This window comes from Streptomyces daghestanicus, assembly GCF_020521275.1.
In the GTDB taxonomy this organism is placed as follows: domain Bacteria; phylum Actinomycetota; class Actinomycetes; order Streptomycetales; family Streptomycetaceae; genus Streptomyces; species Streptomyces griseoviridis.
Window position 1 is genome coordinate 511,007 of the sequence record NZ_BNDX01000016.1, and the last position, 12,932, is coordinate 523,938.

The 12,932-nt window shown below is 72.5% G+C and carries 9 protein-coding genes and 1 pseudogene; 6 read left to right on the plus strand and 4 right to left on the minus strand.

What is annotated here, in order from left to right; all coding sequences use genetic code 11:
• Positions 1-59: 59 nt before the first annotated feature.
• Positions 60-428 (plus strand): hypothetical protein, encoded by a 369-nt coding sequence (locus Sdagh_RS29045; RefSeq protein ID WP_190077344.1) that lies wholly within the window; start codon positions 60-62, stop codon positions 426-428.
• 6 nt (positions 429-434) lie between these two features.
• Here the strand turns inward: Sdagh_RS29045 and Sdagh_RS29050 are convergent, their stop codons facing one another.
• Complete coding sequence (locus Sdagh_RS29050; RefSeq protein WP_190077345.1) at positions 435-1,124, minus strand: hypothetical protein; 690 nt, start codon at positions 1,122-1,124, stop codon at positions 435-437.
• Between the two features lie 281 nt (positions 1,125-1,405).
• On the opposite strand from Sdagh_RS29050, the gene recD2 reads away from it, so the two are divergent.
• The gene (recD2, locus tag Sdagh_RS29055) at positions 1,406-3,676 is read left to right on the plus strand and encodes an SF1B family DNA helicase RecD2 (RefSeq protein ID WP_190077346.1); all 2,271 of its coding nucleotides are present in this window, start codon (positions 1,406-1,408) and stop codon (positions 3,674-3,676) included.
• 217 nt (positions 3,677-3,893) lie between these two features.
• A complete protein-coding gene (locus Sdagh_RS29060) occupies positions 3,894-5,183 on the plus strand; it encodes a citrate synthase (protein WP_190007647.1) in 1,290 nt (429 codons plus the stop codon).
• Positions 5,184-5,780: 597 nt separating this feature from the next.
• Here the strand turns inward: Sdagh_RS29060 and Sdagh_RS29065 are convergent.
• Entirely contained in the window at positions 5,781-8,063 is a 2,283-nt protein-coding gene (locus Sdagh_RS29065) for a heavy metal translocating P-type ATPase (RefSeq protein WP_226535935.1), read from the minus strand.
• Positions 8,064-8,106: 43 nt separating this feature from the next.
• Entirely contained in the window at positions 8,107-8,346 is a 240-nt protein-coding gene (locus tag Sdagh_RS29070; RefSeq protein WP_189412424.1) for a heavy-metal-associated domain-containing protein, read from the minus strand.
• A gap of 203 nt (positions 8,347-8,549) precedes the next feature.
• Here Sdagh_RS29070 and Sdagh_RS29075 point away from each other — a divergent pair.
• A pseudogene (locus Sdagh_RS29075) lies at positions 8,550-8,989 on the plus strand (VOC family protein).
• 15 nt (positions 8,990-9,004) lie between these two features.
• Here Sdagh_RS29075 and Sdagh_RS29080 read toward each other — a convergent pair.
• Positions 9,005-9,223, minus strand: a complete 219-nt coding sequence (locus Sdagh_RS29080; protein ID WP_189412426.1) for a helix-turn-helix transcriptional regulator — start codon at positions 9,221-9,223, stop codon at positions 9,005-9,007.
• Between the two features lie 241 nt (positions 9,224-9,464).
• Between Sdagh_RS29080 and iolC the strand changes: the two genes are divergently transcribed.
• Both iolC and mmsA read left to right on the plus strand, forming a co-directional pair.
• Positions 9,465-10,415, plus strand: a complete 951-nt coding sequence (gene iolC / locus Sdagh_RS29085) for a 5-dehydro-2-deoxygluconokinase (RefSeq protein ID WP_190077204.1) — start codon at positions 9,465-9,467, stop codon at positions 10,413-10,415.
• An 810-nt stretch (positions 10,416-11,225) separates the two neighbouring features.
• Positions 11,226-12,728: a CoA-acylating methylmalonate-semialdehyde dehydrogenase gene (gene mmsA / locus Sdagh_RS29090; protein ID WP_189412436.1), complete on the plus strand. Its 1,503-nt coding sequence runs from the start codon at positions 11,226-11,228 to the stop codon at positions 12,726-12,728.
• Positions 12,729-12,932 lie beyond the last annotated feature (204 nt).

Below are 12,932 nucleotides of genomic sequence, written 5' to 3' on the forward strand. Positions count from 1 at the left end.
TCGGGCTGGTGAGACCTTACCGATCACCGCCCGCACCGGGCGGAAAGGGGACCGAGACCATGGCCACCACCCGGGCGACGGCACCGCGGCACGGCACGTTCCTGCGGGCCGCGATCGCGCTGCAGACCCTGACCATCTTCGCGCAGGCGGTCTCCGCCGGGCTCCTGCTGACCGCGTCCTACGGGGAGACTCTGCACAGCGTCGGCGCCCGCGTGATGTACGCCGCGTCGATGCTGTACGTCCTCGCCGCGGTGCTGGCGTGGAAGCCGGGCGGCGGCTCGCCCCGGCCCGTCGCGTACGCGTCCGGCTTCCTCGTCCTCGCCTCCGTCCAGGTCGTCGTCGGCATCGCGCACCTGCCGGCGGTCCATCTCCCCCTGGGCGTCCTGATGTTCGGCCTCAGCCTGCTGGCGCTGGCCGGCCGGCGGTGACGCCGGTCAGGACTTCTTCGCCGACCGCAGGGCCGCGCTCACCGCCTCCTCGTTCCGGCCCCACACGTCCTCCTCCAGGCTGCTGTCGTCCTCGCGGGAGAACCGCTCGCCGAGCGCCACGTCCCCCTCGCCCAGCACCCGCCCGCACCACTCGCCCCGCCCGGCGACATGGTCGTCGAACGGTACGGCGGCGCCCTCCCCGAGCACCTTCCACGCCCCGTCCACCCAGCGCAGGGCCAGCAGATAGGTGTGACCGGTCTCCAGGCGGGGCGCCGCCGCGGCCGTCCGCTTGACGCGCGTACCGCTCTGGTAGACCCGCCAGCCGGGGGCGACCAGGTCGAAGCCGTCCCCCAGCGCGTGGCGCGGCGCGCCGGCGGACCAGAGGACCTTCTCCGCCCGGAAGGTCACGTCCCGGTCCGCGGCGTACTTCAGCGAGCCCTCGGTGAAGTCCTCACGCCCGGTCTCCTTCTCCCCGGTGGGCGTCGCCACCACCACGTGGTCGGCGTTGGTCACCCAGTCCGAGGCGGTCTGCGACGCGAACTCGTCCTGGGGGATGCCGCAGCCGACGACGGTGTCCAGCCCGCCCCGGCCGACCAGCACCGCGGCGAGGACACCGGCGGCGGCCAGCACCGCGGCGATGGGCCGGCCGGGCAGACGGTCGAAGAGTGCGGGACGTATGGCTCTCTGCGAGGTCATCGGGGGAGTGCACCGTTCTCGGACGGACGACCCGGGCGCCTCCGCGCCGGGCCGCCACTACTACATGACATCCGGAGAAGACGACCGAACGGCCCCCGCGGTTACCCCGAAGATCAACACCCGTGTAACAACCGCCCCGCGCCGGCCCGGAGGGCTCAGCCGTCCTTCCCGTACCCCCGGAACTCCGACGTCTCCACGACCCTCGGCCCGAACATGTCCCCAGAGCGGTGAGGAGCGCACCGCACGGCCGGCATGTCACACCCCCCCGGTACCGTCGGATCATGACCGACCAGCCCCCGGCGTCCCCGGCGGCGCCCGGTGCGCGGCGCCCCGCCGTGCTCGAAGGTGTCCTGGAGCGCATCACGTACGCCAACGAGGAGAACGGCTACACGGTCGCCCGCGTCGACACCGGCAGAGGCGGCGGCGATCTCCTCACGGTCGTCGGCGCGCTGCTCGGCGCGCAGGTGGGGGAGTCGCTGCGGATGGAGGGCCGCTGGGGCTCGCACCCGCAGTACGGCAAGCAGTTCCACGTCGAGAACTACACGACCGTGCTGCCCGCCACCGTCCAGGGCATCCGGCGCTACCTCGGCTCCGGCCTGGTCAAGGGCATCGGGCCGGTCTTCGCGGACCGGATCACCCAGCACTTCGGCACCGACACCCTCCGGATCATCGAGGAGGAGCCGAAGCGGCTGGTCGAGGTCCCCGGGCTCGGCCCGAAACGGACGAAGAAGATCGCCGACGCCTGGGAGGAGCAGAAGGCGATCAAGGAGGTCATGCTCTTCCTCCAGACCGTGGAGGTGTCCACGTCGATCGCCGTGCGGATCTACAAGAAGTACGGCGACGCCTCGATCTCCGTCGTCAGGAACCAGCCGTACCGGCTCGCCGCCGACGTCTGGGGCATCGGCTTCCTCACCGCCGACAAGATCGCGAGGTCGGTCGGCATCCCGCACGACAGCCCGGACCGGGTGAAGGCCGGCCTCCAGTACGCGCTGAGCCAGGCCACCGACCAGGGCCACTGCTACCTCCCGGAGGAGAAGCTGATCGCCGACACGGTCAAGCTGCTCCAGGTCGACACCGGGCTGGTCATCGAGTGCCTCGGCGAGCTGGCGGCGGAGCCCGGGGAGGGCGAGGACCCCGGCGTCGTACGGGAGAAGGTCCCCGGGCCCGACGGCGGCGGCGAGCCCGTCACCGCCATCTATCTCGTGCCCTTCCACCGGGCGGAGCTGTCCCTCGCCGGACAGCTGCGGCGGCTGCTGCGCGCGGACGAGGACCGGATGCCGTGCTTCCGGGACGTCGACTGGGACCGGGCACTGGGATGGCTGAAGGGGCGTACGGGCACCGAGCTGGCCCCCGAGCAGGAGGCCGCCGTGAAGCTGGCGCTCACCGAGAAGGTCGCCGTGCTGACCGGCGGGCCGGGCTGCGGCAAGTCGTTCACCGTGCGGTCGGTCGTGGAGCTGGCCCGCGCGAAGAAGGCCAAGGTGGTGCTCGCCGCGCCGACCGGACGGGCCGCCAAGCGGCTGGCGGAGCTGACCGGCGCCGAGGCGTCCACCGTCCACCGGCTCCTGGAGCTGAGGCCGGGCGGCGACGCGGCCTACGACCGGGACCGGCCGCTCGACGCCGACCTCGTCGTCGTGGACGAGGCGTCCATGCTGGACCTGCTGCTCGCCAACAAGCTGGTGAAGGCGGTCCCGCCGGGCGCCCACCTGCTCTTCGTCGGTGACGTCGACCAGCTCCCGTCCGTCGGCGCCGGCGAGGTGCTGCGGGACCTGCTCGCCGAGGGCGGCCCGGTGCCCGCCGTCCGTCTCACCCGCGTCTTCCGCCAGGCCCAGCAGTCGGGCGTGGTCACCAACGCCCACCGGATCAACGCGGGGCAGCAGCCGCTCACCGACGGCATGAAGGACTTCTTCCTCTTCGTCACCGACGACACCGAGGAGGCCGGCCGGCTCACCGTCGACGTGGCGGCGCGCCGCGTCCCGGCGAAGTTCGGCCTCGACCCGCGCCGGGACGTGCAGGTCCTCGCGCCCATGCACCGGGGCCCGGCCGGCGCGGGCGCGCTCAACGGCCTCCTCCAGCAGGCCATCACCCCCGGCCGCCCCGACCTCCCGGAGAAGCGGTTCGGCGGCCGCGTCTTCCGCGTCGGCGACAAGGTCACCCAGATCAGGAACAACTACGACAAGGGGGAGAACGGCGTCTTCAACGGCACGGTCGGCGTCGTCACCTCCCTCGACCCCGTCGACCAGCGGCTCACCGTCCGCACGGACGAGGACGAGGAGGTGCCCTACGACTTCGACGAACTCGACGAGCTGGCCCACGCCTACGCCGTGACCATCCACCGCTCCCAGGGCAGCGAGTACCCGGCGGTGGTGATCCCGGTGACCACCGGCGCCTGGATGATGCTCCAGCGCAACCTGCTGTACACGGCGGTCACCCGGGCCAAGCGGCTGGTCGTCCTCGTCGGCTCGCGCCGGGCGATCGCCCAGGCGGTGCGCACGGTCTCGGCGGGACGGCGGTGCACGGCGCTCGACTTCCGGCTCGCCACCCCGCTCACCTAGCGGAGGAACGTAACGAATGATCGATCAAATGAGTCGTGAAGGTCACAGACCACTACCGGGCGGGGAACTTAAGGGGCAGGATGAACAAGTTGACGGCACTCAGTGCCGCCGATAGGCCCGATGGTCGACCCCGAGTGCACTCTCCTGAGCCAAGTGGGGGATGGTAGAGACAGTCAGGGCACCTCGAAGATGAGGCACTACGTCGGTGAGGGAAGACGTGAGCGACAACTCTGTAGTACTGCGGTACGGCGACGGCGAGTACACCTACCCGGTGATCGACAGCACCGTCGGTGACAAGGGCTTCGACATCGGGAAGCTCCGCGCCCAGACCGGGCTGGTCACCCTGGACAGCGGTTACGGAAACACCGCCGCCTACAAATCCGCCATCACCTATCTGGACGGCGAGGCGGGCATCCTCCGCTACCGCGGCTACCCGATCGAGCAGCTGGCCGAGCGCTCCACCTTCCTGGAGGTCGCCTACCTGCTGATCAACGGCGAGCTGCCGACGGTCGACGAGCTGGCGTCGTTCAAGGACGAGATCACGCAGCACACCCTGCTGCACGAGGACGTCAAGAACTTCTACCGCGGCTTCCCGCGCGACGCCCACCCGATGGCCATGCTCTCGTCGGTGGTCTCCGCGCTGTCCACGTTCTACCAGGACAGCCACAACCCCTTCGACGAGCAGCAGCGCAACCTCTCCACGATCCGGCTGCTCGCCAAGCTCCCGACGATCGCCGCATACGCGTACAAGAAGTCGGTCGGCCACCCGTTCGTCTACCCGCGCAACGACCTCGGCTACGTCGAGAACTTCCTGCGCATGACGTTCTCGGTCCCGGCCCAGGAGTACGACCTGGACCCGGTCGTCGTCTCCGCGCTGGACAAGCTGCTGATCCTGCACGCGGACCACGAGCAGAACTGCTCGACCTCCACGGTCCGCCTGGTGGGCTCCTCCCAGGCCAACATGTTCGCGTCGATCTCGGCCGGCATCAACGCGCTGTGGGGCCCGCTGCACGGCGGCGCCAACCAGTCGGTGCTGGAGATGCTGGAAGGCATCCGCGACGCCGGCGGCGACGTCGACTCCTTCATCCGCAAGGTGAAGAACAAGGAGGACGGCGTCCGCCTGATGGGCTTCGGCCACCGGGTCTACAAGAACTTCGACCCCCGCGCCAAGATCATCAAGGCCGCCGCGCACGATGTCCTCTCCGCCCTCGGCAAGTCCGACGAGCTGCTGGACATCGCCCTCAAGCTGGAGGAGCACGCGCTCTCCGACGACTACTTCGTCTCGCGCAGCCTCTACCCGAACGTCGACTTCTACACCGGCCTGATCTACCGGGCCATGGGCTTCCCGACCGAGATGTTCACGGTCCTGTTCGCCCTCGGCCGGCTGCCGGGCTGGATCGCCCAGTGGCACGAGATGATCAAGGAGCCGGGTTCCCGCATCGGCCGCCCGCGCCAGATCTACACCGGCGTGGTCGAGCGCGACTTCGTCCCCGTCGAGGAGCGCTGAGCCGCACCGGCACCCCGGGAAGTCCCGTACCGCCTCGCGGTGCGGGACTTCTTTGTACGTGTGCGACGCGTGCCGGGACGGGGCGCGGGTCTGGGCAAGGCGTGTGCCCGAACAAGCGGAAGGCGCCCCGGCGCCGGTCCCCCCACGGGCCGGCGACCAGGGCGCCTTCCCATGTCCCGGTGCGGATTCCCCCCACGGGATCCGGGCCGGGCGTCTGTGAGAACAGCGCCTGAATCGCTGTACTGCGTAGTACGTACTGCTCTGCGGTCTGCCGGGACAGCGCACCTCCGGGAGGGCCGCTCAAAGCTTCCCGGTGTACGTGCCCCGGCAACGCATTTCCGAGGACGTCCCCCAAGACAACCCCGGATGTCAGTTCGCGCCCCCCAAGACGCTCACTGACATTGTCAACTTAGACCTTCGAACCCCTCCGATGGTTACGTTCGGGTCACTGTGATCCGAGTCTCTTGCTCCTGTCCGTTAGGTGGGCAAGAGACCGGTATGCCGAACGAGACCCCAGCGTAAGGAAGATGCGCGAGCCTTGTGAAGAGCTTATGTGAGGAGGGTTCCGGACTCCAGAGGCACCGGACGTTCGAGACCTCAGCGAAATGTGCGCAGCCGCAGGCTGTTGGTCACCACGAACACCGAGGAGAAGGCCATCGCCGCCCCGGCGATCATCGGGTTGAGCAGTCCGGCGGCGGCCAGCGGCAGCGCGGCCACGTTGTAGCCGAAGGCCCAGACCAGGTTGCCCTTGATCGTGGCGAGGGTGCGGCGGGAGAGCCGGATGGCGTCGGCGGCCACCCGCAGGTCGCCCCGGACCAGCGTCAGATCGCTCGCCTCGATCGCCGCGTCCGTGCCGGTGCCCATCGCCAGGCCCAGGTCGGCGGTGGCGAGCGCGGCGGCGTCGTTGACCCCGTCGCCGACCATCGCGACCGTACGGCCCTCGGCGCGCAAGCGCTCGATCTCGGCCACCTTGCCCTCGGGGAGCACCCCGGCGATGACGTCCTCGGCGGGGATGCCGACGCTCCGGGCGACGGACTCCGCGACCGGCCGGTTGTCGCCGGTGAGCAGCACCGGCCGCAGCCCGAGGCGGCGCAGCGCGGCCACTGCCTCGGCGCTGGTCTCCTTGACCGTGTCGGCCACCGCGAGGACGCCCCGTGCCGCTCCGTCCCAGCCGGCGACGACGGCGGTGAGGCCGGCCTGCTCGGCGTCCCGTACCGCCTGTGCCACGGGGGCCGGCAGATCGTCGTAGAGGCGTCCCACGGCCACCTGGTGGCCCTCCACGCGGGCGCGTGCGCCGCGTCCGGGTACGTTCTCGAAGTGCTCGGCGGGGGGCAGCGGGCCGGTCCGTTCCGCGGCGCCGGCCGCGACGGCGCGGGCGACCGGGTGTTCGGAGGCGTGCTCGACGGCGCCCGCGAGACGCAGCAGCTGTTCCTCGTCGGTGCCCTCGGCGGCGTACACGGTGCGCAGGGTCATCCGGCCGGTGGTGACGGTGCCGGTCTTGTCGAGGACGACGGTGTCGACGCGGCGGGTGGACTCCAGGACCTCGGGTCCCTTGATGAGGATGCCGAGCTGGGCGCCGCGTCCGGTGCCGACCAGCAGGGCGGTCGGCGTGGCCAGGCCCAGCGCGCACGGGCAGGCGATGATCAGGACGGCGACGGCGGCGGTGAACGCGGCGACGGTGTCCCCGGTCGCGCCCAGCCAGCCCCCGAACGTGCCAGCCGCGATCAGCAGCACCACCGGGACGAACACCCCGGAGATCCGGTCGGCGAGCCGCTGGACCCGGGCCTTGCCGTTCTGCGCGTCCTCCACCAGCCGGGCCATCCGGGCCAGCCGGGTGCCGGCGCCGACCCCGGTGGCCTCGACCACCAGCCGGCCGCCGGCGTTGACCGTGGCGCCGGTGACCGCGTCCCCGACGGTGACGTCCACCGGCACCGACTCCCCAGTCAGCAGGGAGGCGTCCACCGCGGAGGTGCCCTCGACCACCGTGCCGTCGGTGGCGATCTTCTCGCCGGGCCGTACGACGAACCGGTCGCCGACCGCCAGCCGGTCCGCGGGGACGCGCACCTCGCGGCCGTCGCGCAGCACGGTGACGTCCTTGGCGCCCAGTTCCATCAGGGCCTTGAGCGCGGCCCCGGCCCGCCGCTTGGAACGGGCCTCCAGCCAGCGACCGAGCAGGAGGAACACGGTGACCCCCGCGGCGACCTCCAGGTAGATCGCGGAGGTGCCGTCGGCGGGGGAGGCGGTCAGGTCGAAGGGGTGCCGCATGCCGGGCGCGCCGGCGTCCCCGAGGAACAGCGCCCACAGCGACCAGCCGAACGCCGCGAGGGTGCCCAGCGTGACCAGGGTGTCCATGGTGGCCGCGCCGTGCCGCAGATTGGTCCAGGTGGCGCGGTGGAAGGGGAGGCCGCCCCAGACGACGACCGGGGCGGCGAGGGTGAGCGAGAGCCACTGCCAGTTGTCGAACTGCGCGGCCGGGACCATCGCCAGCAGGACCACGGGGAGCGCGAGCAGCGCGGAGACGGCCAGCCGCCGGCCCAGCGCCGACAGCTCCGGGTCGTCGTCGGCCGCCGGCCCGGTCTCCTCGGGACGGACGGGCTCGGGCGGCGGCGGTCTCTCGGCGGTGTACCCGGTCCGCTCCACGGTGGCGATCAGGTCGGCGATCTCCGTGCCCGGCGGGTAGGAGATCCGGGCCTTCTCGGTCGCGTAGTTCACCGTGGCGGTGACGCCGTCCATGCGGTTGAGCTTCTTCTCGACCCGGGCCGCGCAGGAGGCGCAGGTCATCCCGCCGATGCGCAGCTCGGTCTCGGCCCGGCCGGGCCCGTCACCGGCGGGACGCGGCGCGGACGGGGCGGGGGAGGGGGACGGGACGGTGGTGGTCATGCTCCGGCTCCAGACGGGTACGGGGTGCGGCGCGGCCGCTCGCTCAGGCGCGGCCGGCCAGCTCGAAGCCGGCCTCGTCCACGGCGGCGCGCACGGCCTCCTCGTCCAGCGGGGCCGCGGAGGTGACGGTCACCTCGCCGGTGGCGGCGACGGCCTTCACCGCGCTGACGCCGGGGATCTCCCCGATCTCGGCGGAGACGGCGCCCTCGCAGTGCCCGCAGCTCATGCCGCTCACCTGGTAGACGGTGGTGACGGAGCCCGGGGTGCCGGTGGTGGTGGTCATGTCTGCTCCTCGTCGGGGCGTGGGGATGGATCACCGGTGGTCCCTGGGGGGCCACCTGCTTCCAGCATACCCCTAGGGGGTACGTGGGTGGCGTATCGGGGAGCGGTCAGGGAGCCGGTCCGTGATCCGCGAGGCGGCCGGGGGCAGGAAACGGAGGACCGTCACCCCTCCCTCCCCCGTCCCTCCTCCCGCCGGAGTCGTCGATGACTGTTCGCCGTGTCGTGCCCGCCATCCCGTCGGAAGCCGTGCGGGAGACCCGCGCGTTCTACGGCGCGCTGGGCCGTCAGGAGGCCATGGGCCCCGGCTGGATCGTGACGCCCGCCTCCCCCTCCCGCCCGACCGCGCGGCTCGCCGTCATGCCCGGCGACCGGACCGCCCCGGCCGCACCCGGCATGAGCGCCGAGGTCGACGACGCCGACGCGGCGTACGCGCCCCCGCGGGACCGGGGCGCGGAGATCGTGCACCCGCTGCGGGACGAGGAGTGGGGGTGCGGCGGTTCCTCGTCCGCGACCCCGGTGGCCGCGTGGCCGACGTGGTCGGCCACCGCTGGCGCCGTCCGGCTCCCGGCGGGCGGCGCCTGGGGCCGGTCGTTCGGATCAGGTCGCGGGGAATCGGCTGCGTCTTCCCCGCGTCTGCGACCTGATCCGAACGGCAGGCCCTACGTCTCCGGGTCCGGGCGGCGCCCCGTGCGCCTGCGGGTGCCCGGCCGGGACGCCACCCAGGCGCGGACGGTGTCCGCGTACCAGTAGGGGCGGCCCGCCTCCACGTGGTCGGGCGGGGGCAGCAGGCCGTGTTTGCGGTACGACCGCACGGTGTCCGGCTGCACCCGGATGTGGGCCGCGATGTCCTTGTAGGACCAGAGGCTGCGGTCGGTCATGCGGCCAGCCTGTGTCCATCCGGTGACCCGGCGTGAACACCGGCCGCGTGCCGTGCGGAGCTGTGACCGAACGCCCGTCTCGCCGTGACAGTCATGACACGGCCGAGGTGTTTGTGACAGGAGTGCGGCACGGGTCGTGGCACCGGCCATCCATCTGGTCAGAATGTCCGGACATACCGTTGACAGGGTCCGCGCACCCGGCTAGAAAGCCTGGGGGAGACCCGACCCGAAGGGGCCGCGTATGGCGTACGACGTGATCACCATGGGACGGACCGGCGTGGACCTCTACCCGTTGCAGACGGGCGTCCCGCTGCCTCAGGTCACGTCCTTCGGCAAGTTCCTCGGCGGCTCGGCCACCAATGTCGCCGTCGCCGCCGCCCGGCTCGGCCGCCGCACGGCGGTGATCACCCGTACCGGCGACGACCCCTTCGGCACCTACGTCCACCAGGCGCTGCGCGACTTCGGCGTCGACGACCGCTGGGTCACGCCGGTGCCCGGACTGCCCACCCCGGTCACCTTCTGCGAGGTCTTCCCGCCGGACGACTTCCCGCTCTACTTCTACCGCCGGCCCAAGGCCCCCGACCTGGAACTGGACGCCCGGGACCTCGACCTGGACGCCGTCCGCGAGGCCCGGATCTTCTGGATGACCGGCACCGGCCTGTGCGCCGAGCCCAGCCGGACGGCGACCCTCGCCGCCCTCGCCCACCGCGCCCGCTCCGCCACGACCGTCTTCGACCTGGACTGGCGCCCCATGTTCTGGCCGGACCCCGGCGAGGCGCGCCCCTTCTACCGGGAGGCCCTGCGCCACGCCACCGTCGCCGTCGGCAACCGGGACGAGGTGGAGATCGCCACCGGTCTGCGCGACCCGCACGCCGCCGCCCGCGCCCTCCTCGACGCGGGCGTCTCCCTCGCCGTCGTCAAACAGGGCCCCGAGGGCGTTCTCGCCATGGACGCGCGGGGCGGTACCGCCGAGGTCTCCCCGCTCCCCGTCCAGGTCCTCAACGGACTCGGCGCGGGCGACGCCTTCGGCGGCTCGCTCTGCCACGGCCTGCTGGCCGGCTGGGACCTGGCGCGGACCGTGCGGTACGCCAACGCCGCCGGCGCCATCGTCGCCTCCCGCCTGGAGTGCTCCTCCGCCATGCCGACCTCGGCCGAGGTGGAGGCGGCACTCGCGGCGGGGGCCGTACGGTGATCTTCTCGCCCCGTCCCGAGATCGCCTCCGGCGCGGCAGGCCGCTTCGCCCTGGCAGGAGCGAACGCGCGGGCGTCGACTCCCCGCCCGCCGCGGCCCCGCGCCGGAGGTTCCGCATCCGCGGCCGCACCGTCCTGCCGGGGGTCCTGCGCCCGCGCCGCACCGTCCTGCCAGGGGTTTTGCGCCCGCGCCGTGCTTCCGTTCCGGGGGTCGTGTTCCCGCGCCGTGCTTCCGTGCCGAGGGCCTGTGCCCGCGCCGTGCTTCCGTTCCGGGGGTCGTGTTCCCGCGCCGTGCTTCCGTGCCGGGGGTCGTGTGCCCGCGCCGTGCTTCCGTGCCGAGGGTTGGGTAGCGCGTTGTGGTCCTGCGCGGGAGGTTTCGTGTCCACGCCGGGTTCCGGCCAAAAGGCCCCGACCAGCCCCGCCACCCGGCGTCCGAGGCTCCGCGTCCACGCCGCGCTCTCGTATCCGCGCCGCACTCCGCATCCGCGCCGGCGGTTCCGTATCCGTGCCGCACCCTCGCGCTTCCACCTTGCCGTCCCGTGTCCGCGGCCCGGCACCTGCGCCGGCGGTTCCGTATCCGTGCCGTACCCCATGCTTCCGCCCGGCCGTCCCGCGCCGGCGGTCCGGCACCGTGCCGAGGGCCCCGCACACGAGGCCCCGCGCCGGCGGCCCCGTACCTGTCTACGCGAGTACCCGAACCGCAGACACTCTGTCGGGCGCGATCCGCCCCCCGGCCTGGTGGGATGGTTCCCGGACCGGCTCTGCGGGGCGGGTCCCGACCGGACGCCGCCATCTGAACAGGAGCTCTCGGCATGACGGACATCGTCAACCACTGGATCGGCGGCAGGACCGTCGAAGGCACCTCCGGCCGGACCGGCCCGGTGACGAACCCGGCGACCGGCGCGGTCACCCGGCACGTCGCCTTCGCCTCCGCCGCGGAGGTGGACGCCGCGGTCGCCGCCGCCCAGGAGGCGTACCTCGCCTGGGGGCAGTCGTCGCTGGCCAGGCGGACGGAGATCCTCTTCCGGTTCCGCGCCCTGCTCGACTCCCACCGGGACGAGATCGCCGCGCTGATCACCGCCGAGCACGGCAAGGTCCACTCCGACGCCCTCGGCGAGGTCGCCCGCGGCCTGGAGATCGTCGACCTGGCCTGCGGCATCACCGTGCAGCTGAAGGGCGAGCTGTCGACGCAGGTCGCCACCCGCGTCGACGTGGCCGCCATCCGGCAGCCGCTGGGCGTCGTCGCGGGCATCACGCCGTTCAACTTCCCGGCGATGGTGCCGATGTGGATGTTCCCGATCGCCATCGCCTGCGGCAACACCTTCGTGCTCAAGCCCAGCGAGAAGGACCCCTCGGCCTCCCTGCGGATCGCGGAACTGCTCGCCGAGGCCGGCCTGCCCGACGGCGTCTTCAACGTCGTCCACGGCGACCGCGAGGCCGTCGACCGGCTGCTGGAGCACCCCGACGTCAAGGCGGTGTCGTTCGTCGGCTCCACGCCCATCGCCCGGCACATCCACACCACCGCCTCCGCGCACGGCAAGCGCGTCCAGGCGCTCGGCGGCGCCAAGAACCACATGCTGGTCCTGCCCGACGCCGACCTCGACGCGGCGGCCGACGCGGCCGTCTCGGCGGCGTACGGCTCCGCCGGCGAGCGCTGCATGGCGGTCTCCGCGGTCGTCGCGGTCGGCGCCATCGGCGACGAACTCGTCCAGAAGATCCGCGAACGCGCCGAGAAGATCACCATCGGCCCCGGCGACGACCCGGCCTCCGAGATGGGCCCGCTCATCACCCGGGCGCACCGCGACAAGGTCGCGTCCTACGTGGCCGGCGCGGCGGCCGAGGGCTGCGAGGTCGTCCTCGACGGCACCGGCCTCACCGTCGCCGGGCACGAGGACGGCCACTGGATCGGCATCTCCCTGCTCGACAAGGTGCCCACGACGGCCAAGGCGTACCAGGACGAGATCTTCGGCCCGGTGCTGTGCGTCCTGCGCGCCGGCACCTACGAGGAGGGCCTCGCCCTCATCAACGCCTCCCCGTTCGGCAACGGCACCGCGATCTTCACCCGGGACGGCGGCGCCGCCCGCCGCTTCCAGCTGGAGGTCGAGGCCGGCATGGTCGGCGTCAACGTCCCGATCCCGGTCCCCGTCGGCTACCACTCCTTCGGCGGCTGGAAGGACTCCCTCTTCGGCGACCACCACGTCTACGGCAACGACGGCACGCACTTCTACACCCGCGGCAAGGTCGTCACCACCCGCTGGCCCGACCCCTCCGAGGCCCCGGCCGGCGTCGACCTGGGCTTCCCGCGCCACCACTGACGCACCCCCCGAAGCCGCCCCGAGGCCCGTCCGCCCACCGGACGGGCCCGTTTTTTTGCGCCCGTCCGCTGCGGTTCCCGTAGGACGGCAAGCCGCTCCGCCCGTGGCCCTGTTGTCTCCCGACGGTCTTCCGGCACCCCTCTGAGCTGCGGATTCCGTAGGAGGTCAGCCATTGACGACGCGCTTTTCGTCGGGGTTAATGCT

Bases quoted from the DNA above. Each gene is read 5' to 3' on its own strand.
- mmsA (WP_189412436.1), top strand. From the start codon at position 11,226: ATGACGGACATCGTCAACCACTGGATCGGCGGCAGGACCGTCGAAGGC.
- iolC (WP_190077204.1), top strand. From the start codon at position 9,465: ATGGCGTACGACGTGATCACCATGGGACGGACCGGCGTGGACCTCTAC.
- Sdagh_RS29070 (WP_189412424.1), bottom strand. From the start codon at position 8,346: ATGACCACCACCACCGGCACCCCGGGCTCCGTCACCACCGTCTACCAG.
- Sdagh_RS29065 (WP_226535935.1), bottom strand. From the start codon at position 8,063: ATGACCACCACCGTCCCGTCCCCCTCCCCCGCCCCGTCCGCGCCGCGT.
- Sdagh_RS29080 (WP_189412426.1), bottom strand. From the start codon at position 9,223: ATGACCGACCGCAGCCTCTGGTCCTACAAGGACATCGCGGCCCACATC.
- recD2 (WP_190077346.1), top strand. From the start codon at position 1,406: ATGACCGACCAGCCCCCGGCGTCCCCGGCGGCGCCCGGTGCGCGGCGC.
- Sdagh_RS29050 (WP_190077345.1), bottom strand. From the start codon at position 1,124: ATGACCTCGCAGAGAGCCATACGTCCCGCACTCTTCGACCGTCTGCCC.
- Sdagh_RS29045 (WP_190077344.1), top strand. From the start codon at position 60: ATGGCCACCACCCGGGCGACGGCACCGCGGCACGGCACGTTCCTGCGG.